Origin of the sequence: Micromonospora sp. KC721 (genome assembly GCF_004348355.1) — a bacterium.
In the GTDB taxonomy this organism is placed as follows: Bacteria; Actinomycetota; Actinomycetes; order Mycobacteriales; family Micromonosporaceae; genus Micromonospora.
On sequence record NZ_SMJY01000014.1, the window covers coordinates 1 to 26,813 of the forward strand.

The following is a 26,813-nucleotide window of genomic DNA, read 5'->3' on the forward strand; positions in this document are numbered from 1 at the left end:
GTGTGGGAGGTGGGGATGGCTGTTAGCGCTAACATGCGGGGTGGTCCGATTGTGGCGGGCGGCAATCCGCTCGTCAACGGCCACTTCACCGGCACCATCGGGCACGCTCGCGCCGGCCGACGCGTTCCCCGGCCGGGCGTCCATGCGGTGCGGCCGGCGTGCCGGTGTGGGCCGCCACCGGTCGCCGCCGCTCACCTGGTCGCCCTCGCCATCGTCGGCTGCGACTCCCCGACACCCCCGGGGCGCGTACAAGCTGGGCAGCCGCCGCGACGACCCACAGGACGTGCAGCGGCGACTGGTCGCGGTCGCCGATTCCATCGTGGCGAGACTCTGACAGCACGACGACCCGCCAGAGGCCCCTACATTGGTCGGCGCCGTGTTCGCGGGCGTCCACCGTGGTGGGTGCCGGGCCGGGCGCGAACGCGACGAGGCCCGGTGAACTGCGGCAACGCTAGACGGGAGCATCGGTCAGCGACCGCCCAGGCCGCTGGACGGCAGGTTTCCCGCCAGATGGGTCCTCCCTCTGGAGGCTTTTCTTCCACGTTGCTTTTCCCGTCCCAGGAACGCTACTCCGCGTGAGATCCGCCGATGCCACCCTGTGCACGCAGGGCCAACTGGTGCTCCTGGGCGAGTGCCCGCAGCGCAGTGAAAGCCGCCTCGAACAGAACCAGCCGGGCGACCCAGGCACTGGCCAAGGCTTCCGTGGCAGTCTCACCGGAGAGCGACTCGATGTCGTACGCCGACAGCCGATCGGCCGCCCGGACATAAGGGGCGAGGTAATCCATGTCGAACTGGTCGTCGAGTTCACGTAACGCCACAAGCACCTGAACCAGTGCGGACCGGGCCGGCGCCCGCGGGTCGACCTGCCAGCCGAGTCGACTGATGCACTCGTCCACCTGCCCCCGGAGCCTCCCGACCTCCGCAGGCTCGTCCGGAGTCGGCGGCAGTGCGGCGAACAGCGCGTCGTTGACGGCGGCACAGAGCCCGGCCAGCGACATCTCCCGATCGTCGATGGCGGCCAGGATCCCGCGCACCGAGGCCAGACTGAAGCGGCCGACGACGGTGAGGACCTGGATCAACTGGAGGCGCGACAGGTGCCCCTCGTCGTAGTTCGCCTGGTTGCGAGCCGTACGGGCGCCGGGCGGAAGCAGGCCTTCCCGCAGGTAGAACTTGATGGTGGCAACCGGCAACCCGCTCCGCCTGCCAAGTTCCGAGATGCGCATCGAGCTCCGTGGGAAATGGTGACTCTACCTCCCGACAGTCTGCCACACCCACCCTCGTATCGCGATTGTCCGGTATGCGGCTGCTGGCCGAATCGTCACCGCGGCCGCCCGCCGGTAAATGGATAGCAGGACTGACTAATCATGCATTGTCCCGCTAGTCGGTGACTGCGCTGGGTGACATCGACACCGGGCTTAACTGTCACGATGAGTAATCACATGATCACGACCCATATTGCCGCCCGGACCTGGGTCGGCTAGCATCGGTTCAGTCATTGGGGCAACGATTCCCGGCGTCAATACCGTCACTCGTCGCACATGCCGGCCTGGCAGCGAAGAGCACATGAATAACTGTTGACGAAGCCGTGTTGCCGCACCCTGGGCAAAACATCTGGCAGTTCCGGGAAACCGTTGTCGAGGTGGCCATCGAAAAAGGGGGAGAAATTGACGGAGCCGAGCGAGAAAGCCGCCGAACGCGTCATCGAGTTCATGCACGACAATCTCGGTGAGCAACTCACGATTGACGACATGGCCCGGGCGGCACTGTTCAGCAAGTTCCACTTCTCTCGGATCTTCCAGCGAGCGACGGGGTTGTCGCCGGGTCGGTTCTTGTCGGCCCTGCGGTTGCAACGTGCCAAGCAGCTGCTGGTGTCCACGTCCCTGAGCGTGGCGGACGTCAGCCTCCGGGTCGGTTACGCCAGTGTCGGCACCTTCAGTTCCCGCTTCACCCGTAGCGTGGGCCTGTCACCGACGACGTACCGGCGGCTCGGAGGGTTCACCACGCGGGTGCCCGTCGAGGACGGACAGGCCATCGTCAACCGGCCAGCGGGCCGCGTCCAGGGCCGGCTGACATGTGCCCCGGAACTGCCGGGCAGCCGAATCTTCGTCGGCGTGTTCCCGGATCGCATCCCCGAGGGCCGACCGGTGCAGTGCTGCATCCTGGACCGGCCCGGGAAGTTCGTACTCGACCGGGTTCCCGCCGGGGTGTGGCACATCCTGGCCCACTCCGCCGCGGAGGAGCACACCGCGTCCCCGACCACCGGCACCCTGGTGGGCAGCCACGGCCCGGTGGTCGTCCGGCGGGACAGCGTTGTGGAGGTCGAGATGACCCTGCAACCGATGCGGATCATCGATCCGCCGGTGCTGCTCGCCCTGCTGGACGTTCGGCGCTCGGCCATCGAGCGGGTCGCCGCCGACCGCCGGCCGGTCGGAGTCAGCAGCCGCTGACCAGCCCACCACCCGGCCCGGCCGGGTACGACGGCCGTGCTTGATCGACTCCGTTCGGCGCAGATGGCGGTGTCCCGATGCAGGGACACCGCCATCTGCGGCACACGGCCGGGGCGGCCCGGCAGAGGGCCGGGCGGCCCGGCGGCCAGGAGGCCAGGCGGGCCTACCCGACCGCCGCGGTCAGTCCAGGGGCTCCACCCGCACCGGCAGCCCGCCCCGCACCCGCAGCGACAGCATCGGCTCGGGAACGACCTGGTGGGTCGGTACCCGGGTGAGCCGCAACTCCCGCGACACCAGGGCGAGAACGAAGGTGGCCTCCAGCATCCCCAGGTTGTTGCCGACGCAGAACCGGGGACCGGCCCCGAACGGCACGTACGCGTACCGAGGCCGGTCGGTCGGCCGGCCCGGGTCGAAACGCTCCGGGTCGAAGCGGTCCGGCTCCGGCCAGAACCCCGGATGGCGGTGCAGGGTGTACGGGCAGATCAGCACGTCGGCGCCGGCCGGCACGTCGTACCCGCCGACGGTGTCGGGCCCCTGTGCCTTGCGCGACAGCATCCACACCGGCGGGAAGAGCCGCATCACCTCGTGCAGCACCATCGTGGTGTACCGCAGCGCGTGCAGGTCCTCGTACGTCGGCAGCCGGTCCCCGAGCACCTCGACAGCCTCGGCGTGCAGCCGCTCCCGGACCTCCGGGTAGCGGTCCACCAGATAGAAGCTCCACCCCAGGGTGCTGGCCGTGGTCTCGTGCCCGGCCAGCAGCAGGGTGACCAGTTCGTCGCGCATCCGCTGGCGCCCCCGCCGGGGGTCCGCCTCCCGCCGGGTGGACTGGATCAGCCGGGACAGGGCGTCGTCCCCGTCGGGGTTCTGCCCGTCCCGCGCCACCCGCTCGGTCACCATCCGGTCGACCACGCCCTGCAGGTCCCGCCGGGCTCGCCGGAACCTCAGCTGCTTGGGCAGCGGCACCCACATCGGCACCATGCTCATCGTGGCCAGCTCGAACATGGCCTGGTCCTGCATCGCCTCGAAGGACCGACCGATCGAGTGGTACGCGCTCAGGTCCGTGTCGAGCAGGGTACGACCGAGCACCCCGAGGGTCAGCGCGGTCAGCTCCTGGATCAGGTCGACCGGACCGTCGCCGCGCAGCGCCCGGAGCCGGGCGACGAAGCCGGCCGCCTCCTCCGCCACCACCCCCGCCTGGCCGGCGATGCGCTTGGCCTGGAACACCGGCTGGGTGGCCCGACGCTGGGTGCGCCACAGCTCCCCCTCGCTGGTGAGCAGCCCGTCGCCCAGCGCCCGGCGGGCGTGCACCAGACCGATGCCCTTGTGATAGTTCTGGCTGTTGTCGGTGAGTACGTGCTTGGCGTGGTCGGGATGGTTGAAGAAGTAGAACGGCCGCGGCGGCGGCGCCAGCCGGACCGCGTCGCCGTACCGGTGGGCCGCCGACGACATCAGCCCGAGCCGGTCGGACCCGAACTTCCACAGTGTGCTGATCAGTTCCCGGCCACGCGGACCGGGCGGCACGGCGCGGACACCGGTGAGAGTCACCTCCGCACCTCGCTCCGGTCCGGCCCGACCTGACGGAACCGTCCCCGCAGGAACAGCATGGGCTCCTCCTCACTGAGCCGCTCCACCGTCAACAGCCGGCCGATGAAGATGGAGTGGTCACCGCCGTCGTACGCGCGCCAGAGCCGGCACTCGAAGCCGGCCAGGGCGCCGGAGATCAGGGGCGCCCCGGTGGCCCGGCCGGGCACCCAGTCGACCGTGTCGAACTGGGCCCGGCCGAGCGGCCGCCACCGGTTGGCGAAGTGCCGGGCGACGGGCTCCTGGCCCGCCGCCAGGACGGAGACCCCGAACGCGCCGGCGGCGTGCAGGGTGTCGTGCATGACCGCCTTCCGGTCCACGCAGACCAGGATCAGGGGCGGATCCAGGGAGACCGAGGTGAACGAGTTGGCGGTCATGCCGTGCGGTTCCTGCCCACCGACGGTCACCACGGTGACCCCGGTGGCGAACGTGCCGAACGCCCCACGCAGCTGTTCGGGGTCGACCAGCTCGCCGGTCGTCGGTTGATGGTTGACGGTCACGGTGGTCCTCCCTCCGCCCGCGGTCACGCCCGGTACGGCTGCAACGCGCGGACCAGTGGTTCCGGCACCCGGGCCGGGACGGTACGGGTGTTCGGTCCCCGCATGCAGGCCACCCGCTGCCGGCCCCGGGCGATCAGCGTCTCGCCGCCCCCGGGGTCGAGCCGGACGTAGTCGAAGCTGAACTCGATCTGCGTCTGCGCCAGGTCGACCAGGCGCATGCGGATCGACAGTTCGTCGAAGGCGGTGATCTCCGCGAAGAACTCGCAGTCGACCTTCAGGGTGAACAGCTTCAGGTCGTCCTGGAGTTCGGCCAGCACCTCCGGTGCGAGCCGCTTGAGGAACATCTCCCGGCACCGCCCCTGCCAGCGCAGGTAGTTGACGTAGTAGACGTTGCCGACGATGTTGGTCTCCTCGAAGCCGACCGTGTGCAGGTACTCGAAGTGGTCCGCCACGATCAGTCCTCCTTCCCGCACAGCACCGCGAAGACGATCGGCTCGGGCCGGTCGCGGAGGGTGGTCACCAGCGTCGCGATCCGCAGCGTGCCGCTGGCGAACACCAACCAGCCGTCCCGGCGTTCCTCGGACAGGGCCAGCGGGCCGCCCGTCGTCAGACCCGCCTTCTGCAGGCACTCCAGAGCGGTCCACACCCGGGTGGCGGCGACGTCGGCGCCCTCACCGGTCTCTACCGTGATCAGCTCGGCCAGGGGCCGGTGGCCACCGAGTAGCTGTCCCCAGTCCTCCGGGCTGCGCTGCGCCACCGGCTCGACGTCACAGCCGACCGGGCCGGTGGCCGCGACCGCCACCGTCAGCCCCGCGCCGTGCGCGGCGGAGACCCGGTGGTCCCCGTCGACGGAAGGCGCCCCGTCCGGCCGGTAGCGGAGTGCCACCGCGCGGCCCAGGGCCCGGCCCACGGCCACCGCGGTCCGTTCCCGACGGGCGGCGACGCCCTCGGCCGGATGGGCCGGGTCGTCCGGTTCCACCGCCACCGCGACCGCCGCACCGAGCAGGTCCCCCACGGCCCGTTCCAGGTAGGAACCGAGCAGCGGCGCGACCCAGGGGCCGGAGCCGTCCTTCTTGCGGACCGCCCGCAACCGCAGGCCAGCCCACCGCTCGACGACCTCGCCGGCGGCGTCGCGGACGGCGATGTCGTAGACGTAGGTGTCGCCGTCCCGGCTCCGTTCCGTGGCGCAGTACCGCAGTTGGCCGTCGGCCGGCCGGGCGCCCGACGGGACGATCCGCTCCACGCCCTGCGGCAGCAGGGTGCCGTCCGGGACGCAGACCTGGTTGCCGTGCATCAGCGCGTCCCGCATGCCGGGGTCGCCGAGCAGCAACTGGGCCGGCAGGAAGCTGGCGAACCAGTCGCCGTCCGCGACGACGGCCACGTCCGCGTCGACGTCGCGGGCCGCGGCCCGGTGGTACCGGAGCAGCCGCCGGAACCGGTCGCCCTGGAACAGGGTGTCGCCGTACAGGTCGCGTGCCGGGTCGAGCGGTACGACCGGCAGTCCGTCGCCGACCTGCTCCGGCGGTCCGGCGAGCACGCCGGGGTCACCGAAGCGCAGCCGGGCGCGGAAGTGGTCGGCCGCGAATCCGGTCTCGGCGCTGCGGATGGCGATGTCCACCGTGTCGTCGTCGGTGACGACACCCGCGATCCGGACGGTGGTGCTGCCGTCCGGCGGCACCACGATGGGCCGCAGGAACTCGGCCTGCTCGATGACGGGTACCGTGCTCCGGCCGGTCAACGCGGTGGCCACCTGGGTCATCGCCTCCATGCCGAACACCGCCGGGAACAGCAGGTTCCCGTCGAGCAGGTGGTCGGCGAGGTAGAGGTCGGCGCCCGGGCTGAGCGTGGTCTCGGTGACCAGCTCCACCTGGTGGTAGTGGACCAGGGGCTTGTCGACGAACCGGAGCAGCGGCAGCTCGGGCAGGTCGTAGCGGACGGTGCCGAGACCCTGGGTCCGGCCGCTGACCACGACCACCGAGGGGGCGTCCGGGTCGGTGACGAGCCGGCGCATCAGGGCCACGCCCTGGTCCAGCGAGACGGGCGTGACGCCCTCACGGGACAGGCTCTCCACCACCGACAGCCGCTCGCCCATGCCGACACCGGACCAGACCGACCACTCCACGCAGAGGCTGCGGCAGTCGGGGTGCCGGCGGCCGAAGTCGGCGGTCAGCTCCGCCAGCCACTCGTTGGCGGTCGCGTAGTGCGCCTCGCCCCGCAGCCCGGCCCGCCCGATGATGCTGCCGAAGGTGACCAGCAGCCGCAGCCGGTCCGGGTCGACCGCGTCGAGCACCGCCCGGAGGCCGCCGACCTTCGGGGCGAAGGTGCGCCGCACCGTGGCCATGTCCAGGTTCCCCAGGGCCGTCGGCTCGTTGCGGCCGGCTCCGTGCAGGACCGCGGTGACCGGACCGAGCGCGTCGGTCACCTCGGCCACCGCCTGCCGGACCTGTTCGGGGTCGGTGACGTCGGCGCGGGCGTAGTGCACCCGTACCCCGCCGGCCGCCATCCGCCTCAGGTTGTCGGCCAGTTCGGCGTCCTGGGCGGGGTCGGAGCGGCCGAGCACGGCCAGCCGGGCCCCGCTGTCCATGGCGAGCGCCAGCGCGCACTCGGCGGTGATGCCCTTGCCGCCGCCGGTGACCAGCAGGACATCGTCGTCGCCCAGGGGCGGGACGGACCGGGCCGGCCGGACCGGCATCGCCCGCAGGATGGGTACCCGGCGGACGCCGTCGGCGTCGTAGTGGACCTCGACGAAGTCCTCCGTCGCGGCCACCTCGTCGCGGATCCGTTCGGCGGTGACCACCGGCAGTGGCGCGTGTACGACGGTCACCCGCAGGTGGGGTGCCTCCAGGCGCAGGGTCTTGGCCAATCCCGCCGCGCCCCGACCGTCCTGCAGCAGCACGTACCGGGTGCCGGGGCCGCCGCCGAGCGCGGCGCGCGCACCCAACAGGGCCAGTTCCAACTGCTCGTCGACGCAGTCGGTGGGCAGGCAGACCAGCACACCGGAACCGACAGCGCCCTGTTCCAGCGCCTCACGCAGGTGACCGGCGAGTTCGTGGTCCTCCGGCGCGTAGACCTGCCAGCGTCCGTTGCCCTCGCCGGTGCGCGGCTGCGGCGGCGGCACCACGTCGAGGTCGACGGTGAACGCCCGGGCCCAGGCGGCGGCCCCGGTGACCGGGGTGCTGCGGGCGCTGTCCTCGGGGCGCGCGGTGCTGACCAGCTCGTCGAGCGCCTCGGCCAGTTCCCGGACGGTGGCGGTGGCGAAATTGGTCGGTGTGTCGGCCGCTGCGATGCCCTGGCGCTGGGCGGCCTGGTTGACCACCTGCCCCACGGTGATCGAACTGAGGTGCAGGTCGTCAAGGAGCCGACTGTCGTCCCGCACCATCTCCAACGGCAGTTCGGCCCGCTCGGCGGCGAGCCGCCGCAGCAGTTCCAGGCTCGACTCCCCCTCGCGTGCCGCAGCGGTGTCCACCGGGGCGGAGGCCACCGCTGCCCGCTTCACTTTCGGCGCGGCCACCTGCGGCGCCTGCTCGCAGGGGCTTTCGAAGAAGCGGAACTGGCGACCCAGTTCCAGGGGCCGGACCAGCCGTCCGTGCAGCAGCCCGGTCTGCAGGTCCCCGGCCGCCGTGACGTACGCCGCGGCGGCCACCCGCAGCAGCCCGCCGAGGGATTCGTCGTCGGTGTCGAGGGCGACCGCGGGAACGTCGGTGACCTCCGCGGCCAACCCGCTGAGCACCCGCCCCGGGCCGACCTCGACGAACAGGTCGATGTCCTTGGCGGCCACCTCCACCGCCTGGGCGAAGAGCACCGGATCGGTGATCTGCCGGTGCAGCAGCGCCGCGAGGTCGGTCTCCGGGGCCAGCACGTCGCCGGTCACCGTGGAGACCACCGACCGGCCGACGGCTCCGAAGCGTTCCCCGGCGAGGTGCCCGGCGAACGCGGCGGCGGCCGGAGCCACCAGCGGCGAGTGGAAGGCGTGCGAGACGGCGATCCGGTTGGCCCGCAGGCCGTCCTTCCGGGCTCGGGCGCACAGTGCGTCGACGGCGTCGACCGGGCCGGCGACGACGGTCTGGGTGGGACCGTTGTAACCGGCGACGACCAGCGGCGTACCGCTGATCAGCCCGGTGACGACCTCGGCGGAGGCCGCCACGCTCGCCATCGTCCCGGACGCGCTGTGTTCGGCCATGGTGCGCCCCCGCACCCCGGCCACCCGCAGCAGCGTCGCCTCGTCCATGGCCCCGGCCCAGTGCAGCGCCGACAGTTCACCGAGGCTGTGCCCGACCGCCACGGCGGCCTCCAGCCCCAGCTCGGTCAGGGCCGTCAGGCCGGCCATCGAGCCGGTGACGATGCGCGGCTGGGCGACCGCCGTGGCGACCATGTCGCCGCTGGTGGGCAGCGCCGCGCGGGCGTAGACCCGGTCCACCTCGGGGAAGCGGCGGCGCAGCGCCCCGCCGCTGGTGCCCCGGCCGGAGCCCTGGCCGGGGAAGAGGTAGCCGACCCGGCCGGTGCCGTTGGTGTGGTTGAGGAAGCAGCGGCCGTCCGGGGAGAACATCCGGGTCTCGCCGCCGTCGAGTGCGTCCGCGATCCGCCGCAGCTGGTGCTCGGCGTCCTCCGGGGAGGCGACCACCACGGCGGCCCGGTAGGGCAGGTCGCGCAGCTCGGCGTGCAGGGTCGCGGCCAGGTCGGTGAGCTGACCGTACGCGACGGTCGGCACGAACTCGATCAGCCGGCCGACGCGGTCGCGCAGGTCCCGGGCGGAGAGCGCGTCGAACAGCAGCAGCTCCAGGTCCTGGCGGGACGACGCCAGCGCCCGGGTGCGGGTGTCCAGCGCCCCACGCCGCCGGGGCCTGCGCTTCTCCAGCACGACGTGGGTGTTGATGCCGCCGAAGCCCATCGCGGTGATGCCGGCGCGGACCGGCACGTCGGTGGGCCAGCCCTCCGCCTTCGGTAGCACCCGCAGGGCGGCGTCGTCGGCGGTGAGCAGCTCGTGCGGGTCGACGCAGCCGATCGCCGGCGGGAGCACCTCGTGGTGCACCGCCATCGCGGCCTTGATCAGGCCGGCGACGCCGGCGGCGGCCTTGGTGTGGCCGATCATGCCCTTGATCGAGCTGATCGCGGCGGGCCGGGCGTCCGGGTCGGCGTCCCGGCGGGCGGTGGAGAGCGCCCGCAGTTCGGTGGCGTCCCCGACCGCGGTGCCGGTGCCGTGCCCCTCGAACAGGCCGACGGTGTCGATGCCGAAGCCGGCCCGCTCGTACGCCCGGCGCAGCGCCAGCCGGTAGCCGTTGACCTCGGGCCGGGTGATGCCGCCCTTGCCGTCGGAGGAGATGCCCCAGCCGGCGATCGTGGCGTACACCCGGTGGCCGGCCTCGACGGCGTCCCGTTCGCGCATCAGCACGGTCATCCCGCAGCCCTCGCCGGGCCAGAAGCCGTTGGAGCGCTGGTCGTACACCCGCATCTCGCTGCGGGCCAGCGCGCCGGTCTTGGCGAAGCCGACGATCTCGAACGGGTCGATGGACAGGTCCACGCCGCCGGCCACCGCCACGTCGACGTCCCCGTCGATCAGTGACTTGCAGGCGGTCGCCACGGACAGCAGGGACGACGAGCAGGCACCGTCGACGGTGTAACCGCCGCCCTTGAGGTCGAAGTGGTTGCAGATCCGCCCGGCGATGGTGTTCGACAGGCCACCGGCCAGGGTGTCCTCGTCGATCTCGGGGAACGGCGACTTGTAGCGGGTCTCGAAGTCGGCCATGAAGACGTCGAGCTGGTCGTCGTTCCAGTCCTGCTCCTTGAGCGCGGCGGCGACCATCCGGCGGACGTACGGCCAGCGCAGCCGTAGCTGGTTGGCGCGGGAGAACTCACCGGTGAGGCTGTTGCCGATCACCACGCAGGTGCGGTCCCGGGGCAGCCCCTCGGCCATCGGGAAGCCGGCGTCGGCCAGCGCCGTGGCGGCCACGTCGAGGGCGAGCCAGTGGGTCAGGTCGGTGGACCGGTAGGTGCTTCCGGCGACCTTGTACGCGACCCGGTCGAACTCGTACCCCTCGATGACCGCGGCGTTGCGGGCGTAGAACCGGTCGGGGGCGGCGGGGTCGGCGTCCCAGTAGTCCTCCAGCCGCATCCGCACGTCGGGCAGGCGGCGGAAGGCGCGGCGCCCGGCGAGCGCGTTCTCCCACAGTTCGCGCGGGGACGCGGCGTCCGGGTAGCGGCACGCCATGCCCACGACGGCGATCCTGCTCATGCCGGTACCACCTTCCGGTCACCGTGCACCGGGCCGCCGTTGACCGAGATCGCGGACACCGGGGTGGCCGGTGCCGGCTCGCTCGCTGGTGGCGGCGCGGCGGCTCGCTCGGCGCGGGCCTTGTCGATGAAGTGCAGGGCCCAGTGGAAGCCGCCACGGGCCAGGCAGACGAGTGCGGTGGCGAAGAAGATCCCGTAGGCGATCCCCGCTCCGGTGAGGAAGGCGTACACGACGGCCACCCCGGCGCCGAAGGCGAACTGCGCGGCCGGGTGGGAGGGCGTGGTCCCCGGGTCGGTGACCATGTAGTTGGTGAAGAGGATGAACGCGGTGCCGGTCATCATGGCCAGCGCGCCGGGGATCGAGGTGTCCAGGATCAGGCCACGCACGACCGCCTGGATCGCGAAGGCGAGCAGCCAGCCGAAGATCAGCCACATCCGGCCGGTCAGCTTTCCGTTGATCATGGTGCCGCCGAGGATGATCAGCAGTGGCAGCGCCCAGTCCAGCGGGCCGGAGATGTGCTCGGTGAAGTGGTACGGCGGGGCGATGCTGCCCCAGGGGAAGAGCAGCAGGATGACGGCGATGCCGAAGTTCGACGGGTTCATGTAGTGCCGCATCCGGCCCTTGACCGGCGCCCGCAGCACCCACTTGGCGCCGATCGCCACCGACACCCCGAAGATCAGCACCAGGACCTGGTCGTTGACGTAGGTCAGCATGTTCATCGCCAGGCTGGTGATGTGCGCCGGGTAGAGGAACTCGACCAGGCCGCGTACGCCGTTGCCGAGGAAGCGGGGCCGGCGGCCCTCCATCCGGGCTCCGATCACCTCCAGCACGATCTCCAGGGTGTAACCGGTGGCCAGGGCCACGAACGGCCACAGCCACGGCTGCTCGAACCCGAGCACGGTGTACCCGACGATGTTGAAGACCGTGATGGAGATGGCGAAGTTCCGCAGAGCCTTGACCACCTTGAGGTCGTGGCGCGGAGGGCTGATCGTGGTCTCAGCCATGTCGGTCACCTTTCCTGAGCCTGCGAGCCGAGCTGGATCGAGTGCCAGCCCGGGGTCAACGTGAGGGTCTGCTTGTGGGTGCGGCCGGTCCGGTCCCGCCAGCACAGCTGCACCTCGACCGGGCCGGTCACGTTCCGACCGAGTCCGACGTGGACCTCGCTGCTGCGCTTGCCGGAGTGACCGCTGCCGCCGTCGACGCGGCCGAGGAGTTTGCGGCCGTCGCCGGTGGTGACGGTGACCTGGGCGCCGACCGCGGGGGAACCGGTGACCGGCTTGCCCGCCGGGGTCTGGCCCGGGGCCGCCCCCTCGTGGGTCAGCCGCAGTCCCAGGAACGCCCCCGGTGACGGGCTGTCGTTGTGGTAGAAGACCGGCTCGTCCCACTGCCGGGCGACCGCGAAGTCCAGCCGGCCGTCGCCGTCGGCGTCGCCGGTGGCGATGCCCCGGGTCGGCACCGGGATGTCCAGGCCGAGTTCACCGGCCAGGTCCACGTACCGGCCGTCCTCGCCCTTGGCGAAGAAGTGCAGCCGCTGGCTGCCGCCGATGTCGTCGCCGGCGGTGACGTGCGGCCACCACAACGGGTTGGCCAGCAGCTCGTCGTTGGCGGTGGCCAGCTCCTGCAACTGCGGCCAGCGGTTCACGTCGCCCTTGACGAAACCGGTGGTCTGGGCGACGACGAGGTCACCGCCGTTGTCGAAGTCGGCCAGCTTGGCGTCCCAGCCCCAGCCGGACCAGGCCAGCCCGAGCGGCGCGCTGCGGTCGTCGAAGGGCGCTTTGCCCCGGCCGAACTGCCGGGCCAGGTCGCCGTGGTCCCGGGCGGAGTTGACGAAGGCGAAGTGACTTTCCTCGATCCCGAAGGAGGTGGTGATGTTGCTGACGAACATGTCGTAGAGGCCGTCGCCGTCGAGGTCGCCGAAGTCGACGCCCATGCCCTTGAAGGAGTCCACACCGACCCGCTTGGACTTCGGGACCAGGGCGCTGCCGCGGGCGCTCTCCAGCAGGGCGAACTTGATCTTCCCTGGGGTGGAGCGGTTGTGCAGCAGCCGGTCCGGGCCGAAGTCGTGCGCCACGTACAGCTCGGGCAGCAGGTCACCGTCGAGGTCGTTGGCCCCGGCGGCGAGCGCCCAGCCCTTGGAGACGTCGCGGGGCAGCACGTTGTCGACCTTCTGGAAGGTGGCCGTGGGCTCGGCGCCGCCGCTGCCGCCGGTGAAGCGGAAGAAGTAGTCCTCCCCGCCGTTCAGGCCGTACGACATCGACCGGTTCATCTCGACGCCGCCGTTCTGCGAGTCGTCCAGCACCGGCCCGTGCGGGAAGTAGTTGCCGATGAAGATGTCGACGTGACCGTCGCCGTCGAAGTCGTCGACCGCGGCGGCGTTCGTGTTCCACTGCGGCTCGGTGTATTCCCTGCTGGAGCCGGGCACCAGCTCGACCGGCCGGTACGCGGCGGTGGACAGCGACCGGGCGCCGTCGCGGGCGAGGTAGATGATCGGCGTGCGGCCCCAGAGGTAGACCAGCAGGTCCATCCGGCCGTCCTCGTTGAAGTCGCCCGGCACGCAACCCATCGGCGCCATCACGTCGTTCATCGGCAGGGGAGCCGGGTCGAGCGCGAACGGGGCGTACCGGTCGGCCTTCGCACCGGGCGTCGGAGTGACCACCACCTGATCGGTGCGGGGGTCGGTGATGCAGAGGTCGTTCGCGAGGCCGTCGCCGTCGAGGTCGTTCATCGCGACCCCGGAACCGACCGAGGATATCCAGGCGTCGATGTTGCGGTAACGCTGGTTGACCTTGCGGATGGTCTGCTGCGGGAATCCGGCGGGCAGCGCGATCGAGGTCGGGCTGAACGCGTACCGCTGCGCCAGGTCGTCCCGTTCGGCCGCCGACGCCGTCGGCAGTCGGGACGCGAAGAACAGGCTCGCCATGACGGCGAGGGCGATGACCCCGGCCAGGTTCCGCCGAAGCCAGCCTACTGACATAGACATCTGCTAGTTCCTCCCGATCGCCACGAACTCGTCGGCGACCCGCTGTCGCCAGATCTCGTACGCCGGCAGCTGGTCGCCGTCCGGCGTGGCCGGACGTCGCTGCTCGGTCAACTCGGCCGCCCGCGCGGTGCTCATCCCGCAGAACACCTCGGCGGCCAGCTCGTTGTGCGGTACGACCAGGCCGGCCCGGACCCGGGCGGTCGCCCCGAAGGCGCTGCCCTGGGCGAGCTGCGGTCGGTACTCGCCGGCACGCTGCCAGAACGCCCGCAGCTCGGCCTCCTCGCCGCCACCGGCGTAGGTGGCGGCGAGGCCGGCGCCGCCGAACAGGTCGGCCCGGCGGTGCGGCGCGAACCCGCCGATCGTGTCGACCACCCGGTCCGGGTCGGTGCCGCAGACGAACCACAACGCCCGCCCGATGCCCTGGTCGATGGCGCGGTTGGCGTACCCCGCCGGGCCGCCGCCCGGCCACCGGAACCCGGGGTCCTGGTACCGGGCCCGCACGTACCGATCGGTGTGGAAGTACGCCTGGTGGAAGCCGTAGCCGTCGAGGACCAGCCAACGCAGCAGCGGGTCCGGCATGGCGAGCCGGTGCCACAGGAACCGGGGCAGCCGGGCCATCGCCCAGCCGACGCCCACGTACGCCATGTAGAGGTGGGCCGACCCGACGCCGTCCAGGAATCGCTCGACCCGTCTCCCCCGGACCGGCGACAGCGCGTCGACAATTGCGAGTGCCATTGCCGCACCTTCGTAGGCGAACCCACGGAAACGGCGCTCTAATTGATCCAGGTGTGGCGCGAAGTCCTCATCCGTGCGCGATTGGGCAGCGGCCGCGAAGCCGGTGAGAAATGACTCGCCGACCGTCTCCAGCACGGTTCGGGTGGCCCGGCTCTTGATGTGGAATCCCCGCACGTCGAGCCTGGTCTGGGAAACGTCCGGCGTCAGGACGCGACGCCTGAGCGTACGCCAGTAGGTGGTCAAAGCGTCCCCCAAGAAAGATCGGAAAGCAACCGTTTAAGGTGCTCCTGGACGATCCTGCCAGGCAGCCCGACACACGTCTTCTTCAGAATTGCCGAGCCCGGCACGCAGCACGGGATAATTGCCGACAAGGACAGTGCCGAGCAATAAGTAATCCATCGAAACGAACGAGCTCAGAAAGGATGCGTGGTCAGGCAACGCACCCGGACCCGCCGCCGCCACTCCTCGTACGCCGGCACCCCGCGCGGGGCCCGCAGGTCGACGGCCACATCGTCGGCCAGCTCCGCCGCCCCGGCCACCGACATCCCGGTGAACAACCGGGTCGCCTGCTCCGAGTGCGCCGGGACGTGCCCACTGAACGCCCGCGCCTTGGCCGCGAAGACCGCGCCCTGGGCCAGATCGCCACGGTGCTCGCCGGCCTCCTCGCCGAGCGCGGTCAGCGCCCCCTGGTCGGCGCCGCCGGCGAACGTCGCCGCCAGCCCCACACCGCTCCACAGGTCGGGCCGGCGTTCGGTGGCGAACGCGCGCACCGCCGCCGCCACGTCGACGGTCCGCGCCCCGTGGATGAACCACAGCGCCCGGCCGATGCCTTGGTCGACGGCTTTCGGGAAGTACCCGGCGTCGCCCTGCCACGGGTACGGTCGCAGCCGCTCCTGGGTCCGCACCACCCGGTCGGTGTCGAAGTAGGCCCGGTCGAAGCCGTACCCGTCGACGGCCAGCCAGCTCATCGTCGGGTGGTACGGCATGCCGGGCAGGTCGGGCAGCACCGTCCGCCAGAGCCGGCGGGGCAGCCGGGCCATCGCGAACCCGATGCCGATGTAGGCCAGGAACAGGTGCGGCCGGCCGGGCCCCAGCAGCAGCTCACGGGTGAGCGAACCGCGCCCTGCGCGCATCGCGTCGCGGACCGTGCAGGCCATGGTGGCCCCCTCGTACGCGAAGCCGCGCAGCGCCACGTCGACCAGTTCCAGCCGGCGTTCCAGCTCCCACTGGTCCCGGGCGTCCACCCCCCACTCGAAGCCGCAGACCACCGACTGCGGCACCGCCTCCAACCAGCGGGCCACGGCCGCGTCCGGCTTCGGGAAGCCCCGCCGCGCGAAACCGACCTCGGCCAGTGACGGAGCCAGTGCCAGCCGGCGCAACGAACCCAGGACGGTCGACACGTTCGCCTCCTCTTGGTCGGAAGATTCGGGTCGCCGACGTCCCGAGGGCTCTCGGTCGTCCTCCCGGGACGCCGGCGAGGTCACTGCGGTGGTGCCGCCCGGTCCGGAGCCAGGTGCCAGGCACCCACCCGCCGGGCGGCGGCGAGGCTGGCCCAGGCGGCCACCTCCACCAGCTCGCGGTCACCGGGGTGGTCCCGCCGGAACTCCGCCACCACGCTCTCGTCCACCTGGTACGAAGCCACGGCGGTGAGCAGGGCGAGCCGCCCGGCGGCCCGCTGCCGTACCGGCAACCGCTCGACGAGGTCCTCGCACCACTGCCGGTCCAGTCCGGTCTCCTCGCCCCGCCAATCGGCCAGGAACTGGTGCACCAGTGCCCGGACCGCCGGGGGCACCGAGCGGTCGCCGGCCGCCTCCAGGGCGGCGTACGCGCGGGCCACGGCGCCGGCGATCGTCTCGCTGCCGGCGGCCCAGCCGGCGTCGGTCGGCAGCGGCGTCGCCGGCAGCAGCGGCAGGGCGCGTCCGGCCGGAAACTCCCGCAGAGTGGGGCTGAGCAGGAGGCTGATGCCGTGCTTGAGGCGGCGTCGGGCGGCCGGGGTCAACCGGGGCGGCAGCAGGAAGCTGGCGAGAAAGACGTTCACCATCCGGGTCAGGTAGTGGAAGGCCACCACCACGCCCACCAGCTCGGCTCGCTGCTCCTCGGCGAAGGGCGCCGCCGAGCCGGCCTGCTCGTCGGGCAGGTGCGCGATACGGGCCCAGTGGACCAGCGGGCGCAACGTCGGATCCGCCACGTCGCCGGGCCGGTCGGCGACGATCGCCTCCGCGTCGTCGGCGTCGGCCAGGTCGTACATGCCGGTGCTGTGCATGTCCACGCAGTACGGGCAGATGTTGGCCACCGACACGGCGGCGGCCACCGCCTCCTTGGTGGCCCGGTCGACGGCCCCGGCGGCCATCAGCGGTTCCCGCATCAGCATCCAGTACGCGGCGAGCACCTCCGGGGACGGCGAGTGCAGCAGCACCGGCGGGATGACCAGCCGCATCTCCTGCTCGACCTGGTCGTAGACGGCGGCGACCAGCCCCTCGGCGGCGGCCCGCGCGACCGGCGTGACGTGCTTGACCTGACGCTGGACAACCGACGATACGACCCGGCTGGCGAGCATGCCGCCTCCCTGGTGCTGCGGTGGGTGGACTCCCGCCGGTATCCGGTCGGGGGTTGTTGCCAGCATGGCCGGCTCCGCTCGGCCGGAAAAACTCCGAGATTGCGCACCTGCGGCACCCACCGGACGGCCCGACGTGCGCACGGCAGGAGAACCGCGAACGGCTCACGGTCGTCGATAATCACCGGCGTGACCGCCGTACCGAGGAGGAACGGATGAGGGTTCTGGTGACCGGCGGTACCGGCTTCGTCGGGTCGCACACGGTGGCCGCGCTGCACCGCGACGGCCACCGGATCCGGCTCCTGGCCCGGGATCCGGCCCGGGTACGGCCGGTGCTCGCCCCGCTCGGCGTCGACCCGGAGCAGGTCGAGGTGACCTGCGGGGACGTGACCGACCCCGACGACGTGGCCGCCGCGGTCGCCGGCTGCGACGCGGTGCTGCACGCCGCCGGCGTGTACAGCTTCGACCCGCGCCGGCACCGGCGGATGCGGGCGGTCAATGTACGCGGCACCGAGTTGGTGCTCGCCGCCGCCCGGGCCGCCGCCGTCGACCGGGTGGTGCACGTGTCCACCTTCGGTGCGCTGCTGCCCTGCGGGGCCGGGCCGGTCACCCCGGACACCCCGGTCGGCGCTCCCCGGGAGACGTACCTGGCCAGCAAGGCAGCGGCGGACGCGGTCGCCCGTCGGCACCAGGGCGAGGGCGCCCCGGTCCTGATCAGCTACCCGCCGGCCGTGCTCGGGCCGCACGACCCGCACCTCGGCGACCAGACCACCAGAATCCGCAACGCCCTGCGCGGGCTGATGCCGATCTGGCCACGGGGCGGCTTCCCCGTCGGCGACGTCCGGGACCTGGCCCGGCTGCACGCCGCGTTGCTCGCATCGGGGCCACGCTCCGGGCGGTACCTCGGCCCCGGGGCCTACGTCGACACCGGCGTGCTGCTCGACACGCTGCGTGCCGTCACCGGCCGGCGGCTGCCGGCCGTCCGGCTGCCCGCCGCGGCGATGCTGCCGGTCGGCGTGCTGGCCGGTTTGGTACAGCACGCGATCCCGGTGCACATACCCGCCGAGTACGGGGCCATCTACACCTGCCGGGTGGCCCGCCCGATGGACACTCACGCCACCGACGAGCTGCTCGGCCGGCCGGCCCGCCCGCTCGGCGAGACCCTGGCCGACACGGTGCGCTGGCTGCACGCCGCCGGCCACCTCAGCCGCCGGCTGGCCGGGCGGGCAGCCGGCCCACCGCCGTGAGGCCGGCTCGGCAGCCCGCCGTGAGGCCGGGCGTCGCGTTGAGGACCTGGGCGTCCGGCCGGTGCCAGGCGGTAGAGCCGGCTGGGCAGCCGCGTCGTGCCGCCTGCGGGCGAGCAGTCCGACCGAGCAGGCCGGTCAGCCGCGTGGCCGGGCCGCTCCGGTCGGCCCGCCGGACGCTCCGGTCCAGAGCCGGGCCCCGACGCGCCGGGCGGCGGTGAGGCTGGCCCAGGCGGTCAGGCCGATCAGCTCGGCGTCGTCGACACCGGTGCGGCGGACCTCGGCCACCGCACCGTCGTCAACCTGCCAGGACGCCAGCGCCGCCAGCAGGGCCAGCCGGGCGGCCGGACGGTCCACCGTGGGCAGGCCGGCGACCGCGTCGTGGACCCAGGACCGGCTCGGGCCGGTCGGGCCGTCCCACCGGTCAACCCGCCCGACGACCAGCTCCCGTACCGCGGGGCTGACGGTCCGCCGGCCGGCGTCCTCGATGACCGCGGCTGCCCGGGCGAACGCCGCCGCCACCGGGACCGACCCGCGCGCCCAGGCCAGGTCCGCGGGCAGCTCGGCCACCGGGAGCCGGTCGGCCGCCGTCCCGGCCGGGCCGGCCTGCGCCGCGGTACGCCGGATGCGGACCCGCAGCAGTTGGCGCAGCACATCCCGCACCGGTGCCGGCGCGGCGGCCGGCAACGGGGAGTCGTCGAGGAAGATGTTGACCATCCGGTTGATGTAGTGGAAGGTCACCGCCACCCCGACCAACTCGGCGGTCGCCGCCGGTGACAGCGACGAATCCAACGGGTGCTCGCCGTCGGCGCGTACCCACTCGACGAGCCGGCGGGCGGCCGGGTCGCGGACCGCGCCGGTCCCGCCCCGGAGCAGAGCGGCGGCCTCGTCCGGGCCAGCGAGGGCATGCACCGCGCTGCCGTGCACCTCCACGCAGTAGGGGCAGGCGTTGGCGGCGGACACGGCGGCGGCCACCGCCTCCTTGGTCGCCCGGTCGACCTCGCCGGCGGCCACCAGCGTCTCCCGCAGCATCGCCCAGCACGCGCCGAGCACCGCCGGGTCGGGCGAGTGCAGAACCACCGGCGGCGCGAGGACGCCGAACTCCCGCTCGATCCCGGCGTACACCTCGGCCAGCGCCGCCGGTGCCACAGCAGGCCGGACGGGCACCACGTGTCGGATATCGGTCAACGACCGACGGACGGCCGTCCGGAGCAACCATGAGCGCACGTCCACTCCCTCCCGGTGGCCCGGCCGAAGCCGAACCACGCTGGGTATCGACAAGGTCACTAGAATGGGTCGATGGTGAGCCACAATCGACAGGCCTGCTCGATCGCCCGCGCCCTGGAGGTCGTCGGCGAACGGTGGACGTTGCTCGTCGTCCGGGACGCGATGCTGGGCGTGACCCGGTTCGACGCCTTCCTCAAGAGCCTCGGCGTCGCCCGCAACATCCTCGCGGACCGGCTGTCCACACTGGTGGAGGCCGGCGTTTTCGAGCGGGTGCCGTACCAGCAGCGCCCGCTGCGCCACGAGTACCGACTCACCGACCGGGGGCGGGAACTGGCCCCGGTCGTGCTCGCCCTGATGGAATGGGGTGACCGGCACCGCGCCGACGAGGCCGGGCCGCCCCGGCTCGCCGAGCACGAGAACTGCGGTGGCCCGGTCCGCACCGAGGTGCACTGCACCCGGTGCGGCGGTCCGCTCACCGAGGCGGAGATCAGCACCCGGCTCTCCCCCCACTACGTCGCCCACCGCCAGCGTCAGGGCCGGGAGGTCGCCACCTGGCCGTCGGACGCCACTGCCGCCGCCCGGCGTCGACGACCCGGCCGCCGGACCCGGTGAGCTTCCGAGTCCGGGCCGTCGCCGCCGGTGGCCTCACTGCCGGCTGAGGTTGTCCACCAGCGGCAGCACCCCGCGCCGTCCGGCCGTACCGCCGTCCGGCGCGGGTGCCCCGTACGTGACGTCGACACCGCGCTCCCGGGCGGCCTGGACGATGCCCGGCACCGACCGCTCGGCCAGCGCGGCGATGGTCATCGCGGGGTTGACGGTCAATGCCCCGGGCACGGCGGCGCCGTCGGTGACGAATATTCCGGGATGGTTCCGCAGCTCGTGGCGGTCGTCCAGGGCACTGGTCGTCGGGTCGTCGCCGATCCGGCAGGACGCCAACGGATGCACCGTGTACGCCCCGACCACCTCGTTGGTCCACGGCATCACCCGGGACAACCCGTCGCGTTCCAGGATGTCGCGCACGGCCGCGTCGGACTCCGCCCAGCCCCGTAGCGTGTTCGGGGTGGGCCGGTAGCGCAGCGCGCCCCGGGCGAGCATCTGCTGCGACAGCCGGGTCGCGTTGCCCCGCTCCGGCGGCGGCCCGAAGACACCTTCGTTGTCGTCCTCGCTCATCGTGAAGACGGTCAGCCAGGAACGCCAGGTACGCAGCAGTTCCTTCTTCTCCGCGCCGAACCAGGTGGGGCCGGTGGCGTCCGGGACCTGAGCGAGGATGGTGCCGAACCCGGGCGGGAAGTAGAGCTGCTCCAGGGAGAACCGGCTGTACTCCGGCAGCGAGCCGTCCAGCCGGTCCCAGGTGGCCACGCAGGGGCCCTTGCCGATCTGGTAACCCTCGTACGGCACGCCGTCCGGACGGGACAGCCCGAGCACGTCGCGGACCCGGTCCTCGTTGACGATCGCGGTGTTCAGCCGCTCGCCGTTCCCGGAGAAGTACCTGCCGACCGCCGCCGGCATCCGCCCCAGGTGCGGCTCGGAACGCTGGAGGATCACCGGGGTCGCGCCTGCGCCCGCCGCCAGGATCACGATCTTCGCGTCGATCGTTCCGCTATCCACCACCACCCGGTAGTCGGTGTCGTCGACCACCGTGTAGTGCACCCGGTAGCCGCCGTCGTCGGTGCGCGACAGGTGCTGGACCTCGTGCAGCGGGCGGATCGTCGCACCGTGTGCCAGCGCCGCCGGCAGGTAGTTGAGCAGCAGCGACCGCTTGGCGTCGAAGCGGCAGCCGGACATCATCCAGTTGCAGTTGGTGCACTTGTCGTGGTCGACGGCCACCGGCACCGGGTTGGCCGTCCGACCGGCGCGGTCGCAGGCCGCGCCGAACACGCCACCGGAGAAGGGCACGTCCTTCCACTCCTGCCGCACCACCGGCAGCGCCTCGGCCACCCGGTCGTACCAGGGTTCCAGGGTGTCCCGGGAGATCACCGCCGGCCACATCCGCCGGCCGATGCTGCCCTGCCGTTCGAAGACGAAGCGGGGGGCGCGGGGCATCGCCGCGAAGTAGACGACGCTGCCGCCGCCGACGCAGTTGCCCCCGAGCACGCTCATCCCGTCGCCGATGACGAAGTCGAACGCCCGGGTGGAGGAGGAGCCGAACTTCAGGTCATGGTCGAAGTCCGGGCCGGTCAGCCAGGGGCCGCGTTCGAGGACGACCACCCGCGCCCCACCGGCGGCCAGGTGGTAGGCGGTGATCGCACCGCCGAATCCGCTGCCGACGACCAGGACGTCGGTGCTTTCGGTGACCGTCATGCCGGGCTCCCTGAGGGGGTCGTGTCGGGATGCGGCCGGGCCAGCACCCGGCCGTAGGAGAACGAGGGGAACCGCCACAGCCCGTCGGCGTCGGGCCCGCGGTAGCCCATCGTGGTGAGGCCGGGGTGGCCGGCGGCCAGCGCATCGACGGTGTGCAGGTGCGCTGCGGCGTCGAAGGCGATGGTGCTGAACATCGCCACGCTCACCCACGCCTCCCGCTCGGGGTGGTCGGCCGCGACGAGCTGACCCACCAGCGTCACCCGGTGGTCGTAGGCGAGGGCGACGAAGGGCGGGACCGCCGGGTCGAGGGTCAGTCCGTGCTCGTCGGCGTACCGGGTGGCGTGGTCGTTGAGCAGGTCGGCGAGGGTGTCCAGCGCGGGGCCCATCCCGCCCTCCTCGGTACGCAGCACGTCGAGCGCGCCGGAGGCGACCGCGCCGCCGCCGGCCGAGACGCCAGCCACCGCCCGATCGTCGGGATCTCGCTTCTCGCCGGGCAGGATCGTGTCCGCGTACGCCTCGAGCGTCATGGCCCGCGCCGGATCGGCGGCGGGAAGTACGGATTGCACGGGGGTTCCTCCTGTCGTTGGGGAACAGACCGGGTTCCGGGGCCTGCGCCGCGCCGGGCCGTCTCATCGTTCTGGCCACACGAGGTGGGCTGCATCTTCTCGGTTGCTTTTTGAGACCGAGCCGATCAACCGGCCCGAACGACCCCTCCGGCAACTGCGCAACCTGGAAGAACCCTCATGTCATCGCTGTCGGTAGCGTGACCGTGCACGCCCTGCGACAGGATGGGAAGCGGAAATGGCAGTCCACGCGGAACCGCGAAAAGCCGGCCTCGTCGGCCGGCTCAACGGCGCCCACCACCGGGCCGCCCTCAACATCTACCTGCTGATCGTGGTCGCGCACTGGGCCGAGCACCTGGTCCAGGCGTACCAGATCTGGGGATTGGGCATGGCCCGGCCGCAGGCCCGGGGCGTGCTCGGGCAGTACTACCCCTGGCTGGTCACCTCGGAGTGGCTGCACTACGGTTACGCGCTGCTGATGCTCGTGGGCCTGTTCCTGCTGCGTCCCGGTTTCGTCGGCCGCGCCCGTACCTGGTGGACGGTCAGCCTGGCCCTCCAGTTCTGGCACCACATCGAGCACGCCCTGCTGTTCCTTCAGGCCCAACTCGGCACCATGTTCTTCGGTGCCGCGGTGCCGACCAGCGTCGTCCAACTCGTACTGCCCCGGGTCGAACTGCACCTGTTCTACAACTCGGTGGTCTTCGTGCCGATGCTCATCGCGATGTACCTGCACCTGCGGCCGAACGCAGCCGAGCTGGCGGCCACCACGTGCAGTTGCGTGGCGCACAGCCACCGGCAGCCGCGTCGACCCGCCACCATGCCCGTCTGAGATGGTCACCCCCGGCACCCGAGGGGGGATCCTCGCGGCGGCCGCGGTCGGCCTCGCGATGACCGTGACCGGCCTGGCCCTCCCGGTGCCGGCGGTGGCGGCGCCCCGCGTGGACACCGGCGGTGACCTGGTCACCGCCAGTGTCCCGCCCGCCCAGGCCGTACTGGCCACGGCGCCCACCCGGGTCGTGGTGACCTTCGCCGCCGAGCCGCTGGCCGAGGGGTACCACCTGACCGTGCTGGACACCGAGGGACGGCCGGTCGGCGACACCGAAGCCGTCCGGTCCGGGCACACCCTGACCCGGGACGTCGCCATCGACCGGCCGGGTGACTTCACCACCGTCTGGCACGTGCGGTTCGCCGACGGCCGGGAGCTGACCGGCTGGCGACGCTTCAGTGTCGGCACCGGCCAGCCCCCCGCCCCGCTAAGCGACGCGCAGCGCCAGGCCGCCGAGGCGGTCGGGTCGACCCACGGGCACGGCGTCGACCCGGTCAGCGCCGTCCTGCTCGTGGTCAACGCCCTGGTGGTAGCCATCGTGGTGACCATGCTGCTGGTCACCCGGCCGCCTCGGGGCGACACCGACGACTCGCCCGACCCGCCCCTGTTCCGACTCCGAGAGGACGTCTGATGACCCCACAGCCCGACGTGTACAGCGACCTCGCCGCCGAGGGCGAGGACGTCGACCGGATGCTCGCCGGTCTGGACGCCGAGACCTGGGCACGCCCCACGCCGGCGCCAGGCTGGACCATCGCCCACCAGGTGGCCCACCTGGCCGCCACCTTCCGGTTGGCCGCGCTGGCCGTCGCCGAGCCGAAAGCCTTCCAGCAGGTGACGGCCCGGCTCAGCCCCGACTTCGACGCCAACGTCCGGCACGCGCTCGCCGGTTACCTCGCCGACCCGCCGGACGTGCTGCTGAGCCGGTGGCGGGAGGAGCGAGCCGGCGTGGAAAAGGCGCTCGCCGCGGTCTCCCCCGACCAGCTCGTACCGTGGCTGGTCCGGCCGCTGCCGGCGGGCGTCCTCGCGGCGGCCGGCATGATGGAGTTGTTCGGGCACGGCCAGGACATCGCCGACGCGCTGGGGGTACACCGCGAACGCACCGACCGGATCCGGCATCTGGTCGGGTTCGCCGTGCGTACCTGGGACTTCGGCTACCTGGCCCGTGGCCTCGAGGTGCCGGCGGTGCAGCTACGTTTCGAGATCACCGCGCCCTCCGGGGCGCAGTGGACGTTCGGGCCGGCCGACTCTCCCGAGCGGGTCAGCGGGCCGGCGGTCGACCTCTGCCTGCTGGTGACCCGGCGTCGCCACCGCGCCGACCTGGCCCTCACGGCGATCGGCGACGAGGCCGACCGTTGGCTCGACATCGCGCAGGCCTACCGTGGGCCGGCCGGCCCCGGCCGAGCACCCGGCCAGTTCGCCGACGCGACCCGGTGACCGGCTCCCGATCGGCCGCCCATCCCGGAGTGTGACCTCGGCGCCGATCCGGTGTCCGCCGCGGCGGAGACCGGATCGGCGCCGTCCGTGCCGGCCACCGCCGTCGCCCCTGGGTACGCTTCGGGCTGCACCGGACCGAACACCGGCCGACGGCGACCGGGTGTCCACCCGACGAACGGAGGTACGCCCGCCATGACCGCGGACCCAGCCCTCCCCGACGCTTCGGAGCAGGCGGCCCTGACCGTCCGCGCGATCCGGGGCGCGATCCAGGTCGACCGCGACGACCCGCGGGACATCACCACGCAGACCCAACGGCTGCTCACCGAGGTGATGCGGCGCAACGGGCTGACCGAAGACGACCTGATCAGCGTCTTCTTCACCGCCACGCCGGACCTGGTGAGCTGCTTCCCGGCGGAGGCGGCCCGTCGGCTCGGCCTGACCGACGTGCCGTTACTGTGCGCGACGGAGATCTCCGTACCGGGTGCGCTGGGCCGGGTGGTCCGGCTGTTGGCGCACGTCCGCACCGCTCGGCCCCGCGCCGCGGTCAACCACGTCTACCTCGACGGCGCCGCCCGCCTCCGCCCCGACCTCGCCGGCTGAGCCTTACGGTCGTCGATCGCCGGGTGCCGGCGGCGAACGGCGGTGCCCCGGGCCGGGACACCGCCGTGAGCGCGAACTCAATTCAGGGGACGATCCGCAACTGCGCCATCATGCCGTACGCCGAATGCTCCAGCATGTGGCAGTGGTAGACGTAGCGACCGAGGTACCCACGGAACGTCGCCTGGACCCGGACACTCTCGCCGGGGGCGAGGAAGACGGTGTCCTTGAGCCCACGCTCACCGGGCGCCGGCGGCCGGCCGTTGCGGTCCAGCACCCGGAACTGCACGAGGTGCATGTGGAAGGTGTGGTTGACCCCACCGAACTCGGTGTCGATGTTGGTGATCCGCCAGACCTCGGTGGCCCCGTGCCGGATTCGGAAGTCGATCCGGTCCGGATCCCAGAGCTTGCCGTTGATCAGGCTCTCGATGGTCTCGAAGTTGGTGCTGAGCACGACCTCACGGCGTACCGTCGGCGGCGGCAACGCCGGCAGCGGCCGGAGCCGGTCCGGCAGCCGGCTGTGGTCGTGGGCGTGCCGTACCACGTCGAACCGGAGCACCGGCCCCCGGGTCTCGGACAGCACGACCTGACTGCCCGGGCGGCGCCGGGAGAAGTCGACCACCACGTCGGCCCGCTCGGCCGGGCCGAGCCGCAGCTCGGTGACCGGCACCGGCGCCGGGAGCAGTCCGCCGTCCGTGCCCACCTGGACCATCGGCAGGCCATCGAGGTGCAGGGTGAGCGTGCCGTGGGTGGAGGCGTTCAGCAGCCGGAGCCGGTACCTGCGGGCGGCCACCGGGAAGTACGGCTGTGGCCTGCCGTTGACCAGCACCACCGGGCGGTCGAAGTCGAATGGGTCGAAGTACAGGTTGCCCTGCTCGTCGAAGCGGGACTCGCGCAGCATGATCGGCACGTCGTACTGACCGTCCGGCAGGCGCAGGTGCCGCTCCTGCGGGTCGTCGATGAGGTAGAAGCCGTGCAGGCCGCGGTAGACGTGCTCGGCCTCGGTGTGGTGGCTGTGGTCGTGGTACCAGAGGGTGGCACCCCGCTGCCGGTTCGGGTAGTCGTACACCCGGGACCGGCCCGGCGCGATGACGTCCATCGGGTGGCCGTCGTCCTCGGGGGCGACGTGCCCGCCGTGCAGGTGCACGTTCGCCGGGTGGTCGAGCTGGTTGTGGTACTCGACGCGGATCCGGCGACCGGCCCGGGCCCGGATGGTCGGGCCGACGAACCCACCCCCGTACGACAGCACCGGCGTCCGTACGCCGGGCAGCAGCTCGACGGAGGCGGTGCGGATCGGGATCCGGTAGTGGTCCACGCCGCCCCACGAGCGGACCGGCATCGCCACCGGCGGCACCGGCATCCGGACGCTGAACGGCGTGCCCGTCGGCGCGGCGCCTCGGGGCGGCGAACCACCGTGCGTCCCGTGCCCGTGCTGCCCGCCGCCCGAAGCCACCGCCCGAAGGTGCTCCCCGGCCGGGATCACCAGACCGGCTCCGGAGAGGGCGCCGGCCGCCAGGAGATTCCTTCTGCTGATCATTTCTCCCCCAGTTCCACGGCCGCCGCGGACGACCGGTTCGGGTCACCCGCGGCGGGAG

The 26,813-nt window shown here is 72.4% G+C and carries 21 protein-coding genes; 7 read left to right on the forward strand and 14 right to left on the reverse strand.

Annotated features, from left to right (window positions below; translation table 11 throughout):
- Positions 1–566 precede the first annotated feature (566 nt).
- Positions 567–1,223, reverse strand: a complete 657-nt coding sequence (locus E1182_RS04420) for a MerR family transcriptional regulator (protein ID WP_132261336.1) — start codon at positions 1,221–1,223, stop codon at positions 567–569.
- Between the two features lie 441 nt (positions 1,224–1,664).
- Between E1182_RS04420 and E1182_RS04425 the strand changes: the two genes are divergently transcribed.
- The gene (locus tag E1182_RS04425; RefSeq protein ID WP_371687512.1) at positions 1,665–2,447 is read left to right on the forward strand and encodes a helix-turn-helix domain-containing protein; all 783 of its coding nucleotides are present in this window, start codon (positions 1,665–1,667) and stop codon (positions 2,445–2,447) included.
- Between the two features lie 180 nt (positions 2,448–2,627).
- On the opposite strand, the gene E1182_RS04430 is transcribed toward E1182_RS04425, so the two are convergent.
- The 9 genes from E1182_RS04430 to E1182_RS04470 all read right to left on the reverse strand — a co-directional run bounded on the left by E1182_RS04430 (position 2,628) and on the right by E1182_RS04470 (position 17,029).
- Positions 2,628–3,992, reverse strand: a complete 1,365-nt coding sequence (locus E1182_RS04430) for a cytochrome P450 (RefSeq protein WP_132261337.1) — start codon at positions 3,990–3,992, stop codon at positions 2,628–2,630.
- Positions 3,989–4,528: a flavin reductase family protein gene (locus E1182_RS04435; protein WP_132261338.1), complete on the reverse strand. Its 540-nt coding sequence runs from the start codon at positions 4,526–4,528 to the stop codon at positions 3,989–3,991. The genes E1182_RS04430 and E1182_RS04435 overlap by 4 nt, the downstream gene beginning before the upstream one ends.
- A gap of 23 nt (positions 4,529–4,551) precedes the next feature.
- Complete coding sequence (locus tag E1182_RS04440) at positions 4,552–4,980, reverse strand: thioesterase family protein (RefSeq protein WP_132261339.1); 429 nt, start codon at positions 4,978–4,980, stop codon at positions 4,552–4,554.
- Positions 4,981–4,982: 2 nt separating this feature from the next.
- Positions 4,983–10,757 carry an SDR family NAD(P)-dependent oxidoreductase gene (locus E1182_RS04445; protein WP_132261340.1) on the reverse strand — a complete coding sequence of 1,925 codons (5,775 nt, stop codon included), beginning with the start codon at positions 10,755–10,757 and terminating at the stop codon, positions 4,983–4,985.
- Positions 10,754–11,761 carry an enediyne biosynthesis protein gene (locus tag E1182_RS04450; RefSeq protein WP_132261341.1) on the reverse strand — a complete coding sequence of 336 codons (1,008 nt, stop codon included), beginning with the start codon at positions 11,759–11,761 and terminating at the stop codon, positions 10,754–10,756. Before E1182_RS04450 ends, E1182_RS04445 begins: the two co-directional genes overlap by 4 nt.
- A gap of 5 nt (positions 11,762–11,766) precedes the next feature.
- Entirely contained in the window at positions 11,767–13,737 is a 1,971-nt protein-coding gene (locus E1182_RS04455) for a CRTAC1 family protein (RefSeq protein ID WP_132261342.1), read from the reverse strand.
- A 3-nt stretch (positions 13,738–13,740) separates the two neighbouring features.
- Positions 13,741–14,715, reverse strand: a complete 975-nt coding sequence (locus tag E1182_RS04460) for a DUF1702 family protein (RefSeq protein ID WP_132261376.1) — start codon at positions 14,713–14,715, stop codon at positions 13,741–13,743.
- Between the two features lie 170 nt (positions 14,716–14,885).
- Entirely contained in the window at positions 14,886–15,872 is a 987-nt protein-coding gene (locus tag E1182_RS04465; RefSeq protein WP_132261343.1) for a DUF1702 family protein, read from the reverse strand.
- Between the two features lie 80 nt (positions 15,873–15,952).
- Positions 15,953–17,029, reverse strand: coding sequence for a carboxymuconolactone decarboxylase family protein (locus E1182_RS04470; protein ID WP_132261344.1), 1,077 nt, complete (start codon positions 17,027–17,029; stop codon positions 15,953–15,955).
- A 212-nt stretch (positions 17,030–17,241) separates the two neighbouring features.
- On the opposite strand from E1182_RS04470, the gene E1182_RS04475 reads away from it, so the two are divergent.
- Positions 17,242–18,273 carry an SDR family NAD(P)-dependent oxidoreductase gene (locus tag E1182_RS04475; RefSeq protein WP_132261345.1) on the forward strand — a complete coding sequence of 344 codons (1,032 nt, stop codon included), beginning with the start codon at positions 17,242–17,244 and terminating at the stop codon, positions 18,271–18,273.
- A gap of 135 nt (positions 18,274–18,408) precedes the next feature.
- Here the strand turns inward: E1182_RS04475 and E1182_RS04480 are convergent, their stop codons facing one another.
- Complete coding sequence (locus tag E1182_RS04480) at positions 18,409–19,458, reverse strand: carboxymuconolactone decarboxylase family protein (protein WP_243706031.1); 1,050 nt, start codon at positions 19,456–19,458, stop codon at positions 18,409–18,411.
- Positions 19,459–19,569: 111 nt separating this feature from the next.
- On the opposite strand from E1182_RS04480, the gene E1182_RS04485 reads away from it, so the two are divergent.
- Positions 19,570–20,109: a helix-turn-helix domain-containing protein gene (locus tag E1182_RS04485; protein WP_132261347.1), complete on the forward strand. Its 540-nt coding sequence runs from the start codon at positions 19,570–19,572 to the stop codon at positions 20,107–20,109.
- A 33-nt stretch (positions 20,110–20,142) separates the two neighbouring features.
- Here E1182_RS04485 and E1182_RS04490 read toward each other — a convergent pair whose 3' ends face one another.
- Both E1182_RS04490 and E1182_RS04495 read right to left on the reverse strand, forming a co-directional pair.
- Positions 20,143–21,798, reverse strand: a complete 1,656-nt coding sequence (locus E1182_RS04490; protein WP_132261348.1) for an FAD-dependent oxidoreductase — start codon at positions 21,796–21,798, stop codon at positions 20,143–20,145.
- Positions 21,795–22,325 (reverse strand): DUF5987 family protein, encoded by a 531-nt coding sequence (locus tag E1182_RS04495; RefSeq protein ID WP_132261377.1) that lies wholly within the window; start codon positions 22,323–22,325, stop codon positions 21,795–21,797. The genes E1182_RS04490 and E1182_RS04495 overlap by 4 nt, the downstream gene beginning before the upstream one ends.
- Before the next feature lie 274 nt (positions 22,326–22,599).
- Between E1182_RS04495 and E1182_RS04500 the strand changes: the two genes are divergently transcribed.
- The 4 genes from E1182_RS04500 to aroH all read left to right on the forward strand — a co-directional run bounded on the left by E1182_RS04500 (position 22,600) and on the right by aroH (position 25,221).
- Positions 22,600–23,190, forward strand: coding sequence for a hypothetical protein (locus tag E1182_RS04500; RefSeq protein WP_132261349.1), 591 nt, complete (start codon positions 22,600–22,602; stop codon positions 23,188–23,190).
- Between the two features lies 1 nt (position 23,191).
- Positions 23,192–23,818 carry a copper resistance protein CopC gene (locus E1182_RS04505; RefSeq protein ID WP_132261350.1) on the forward strand — a complete coding sequence of 209 codons (627 nt, stop codon included), beginning with the start codon at positions 23,192–23,194 and terminating at the stop codon, positions 23,816–23,818.
- On the forward strand, positions 23,818–24,621 hold the full coding sequence (locus E1182_RS04510) for a TIGR03084 family metal-binding protein (protein ID WP_132261351.1): 804 nt from the start codon (positions 23,818–23,820) through the stop codon (positions 24,619–24,621). Before E1182_RS04505 ends, E1182_RS04510 begins: the two co-directional genes overlap by 1 nt.
- Positions 24,622–24,813: 192 nt before the next feature.
- Positions 24,814–25,221 carry a chorismate mutase gene (gene aroH, locus E1182_RS04515; RefSeq protein WP_243706032.1) on the forward strand — a complete coding sequence of 136 codons (408 nt, stop codon included), beginning with the start codon at positions 24,814–24,816 and terminating at the stop codon, positions 25,219–25,221.
- An 82-nt stretch (positions 25,222–25,303) separates the two neighbouring features.
- Here aroH and E1182_RS04520 read toward each other — a convergent pair whose 3' ends face one another.
- Entirely contained in the window at positions 25,304–26,755 is a 1,452-nt protein-coding gene (locus E1182_RS04520; RefSeq protein ID WP_132261352.1) for a multicopper oxidase family protein, read from the reverse strand.
- Between the last annotated feature and the right edge of the window lie 58 nt (positions 26,756–26,813).

What these genes read in the sequence shown, in the direction of transcription:
- E1182_RS04420 (WP_132261336.1), bottom strand. Translation starts at nt 1,223, where the DNA reads ATGCGCATCTCGGAACTTGGCAGGCGGAGCGGGTTGCCGGTTGCCACC.
- E1182_RS04445 (WP_132261340.1), bottom strand. Translation starts at nt 10,757, where the DNA reads ATGAGCAGGATCGCCGTCGTGGGCATGGCGTGCCGCTACCCGGACGCC.
- E1182_RS04450 (WP_132261341.1), bottom strand. Translation starts at nt 11,761, where the DNA reads ATGGCTGAGACCACGATCAGCCCTCCGCGCCACGACCTCAAGGTGGTC.
- E1182_RS04455 (WP_132261342.1), bottom strand. Translation starts at nt 13,737, where the DNA reads ATGTCTATGTCAGTAGGCTGGCTTCGGCGGAACCTGGCCGGGGTCATC.
- E1182_RS04470 (WP_132261344.1), bottom strand. Translation starts at nt 17,029, where the DNA reads ATGCTCGCCAGCCGGGTCGTATCGTCGGTTGTCCAGCGTCAGGTCAAG.
- E1182_RS04475 (WP_132261345.1), top strand. Translation starts at nt 17,242, where the DNA reads ATGAGGGTTCTGGTGACCGGCGGTACCGGCTTCGTCGGGTCGCACACG.
- E1182_RS04485 (WP_132261347.1), top strand. Translation starts at nt 19,570, where the DNA reads ATGGTGAGCCACAATCGACAGGCCTGCTCGATCGCCCGCGCCCTGGAG.
- E1182_RS04490 (WP_132261348.1), bottom strand. Translation starts at nt 21,798, where the DNA reads ATGACGGTCACCGAAAGCACCGACGTCCTGGTCGTCGGCAGCGGATTC.
- E1182_RS04495 (WP_132261377.1), bottom strand. Translation starts at nt 22,325, where the DNA reads ATGACGCTCGAGGCGTACGCGGACACGATCCTGCCCGGCGAGAAGCGA.
- E1182_RS04500 (WP_132261349.1), top strand. Translation starts at nt 22,600, where the DNA reads ATGGCAGTCCACGCGGAACCGCGAAAAGCCGGCCTCGTCGGCCGGCTC.
- E1182_RS04505 (WP_132261350.1), top strand. Translation starts at nt 23,192, where the DNA reads ATGGTCACCCCCGGCACCCGAGGGGGGATCCTCGCGGCGGCCGCGGTC.
- E1182_RS04510 (WP_132261351.1), top strand. Translation starts at nt 23,818, where the DNA reads ATGACCCCACAGCCCGACGTGTACAGCGACCTCGCCGCCGAGGGCGAG.
- aroH (WP_243706032.1), top strand. Translation starts at nt 24,814, where the DNA reads ATGACCGCGGACCCAGCCCTCCCCGACGCTTCGGAGCAGGCGGCCCTG.
- E1182_RS04520 (WP_132261352.1), bottom strand. Translation starts at nt 26,755, where the DNA reads ATGATCAGCAGAAGGAATCTCCTGGCGGCCGGCGCCCTCTCCGGAGCC.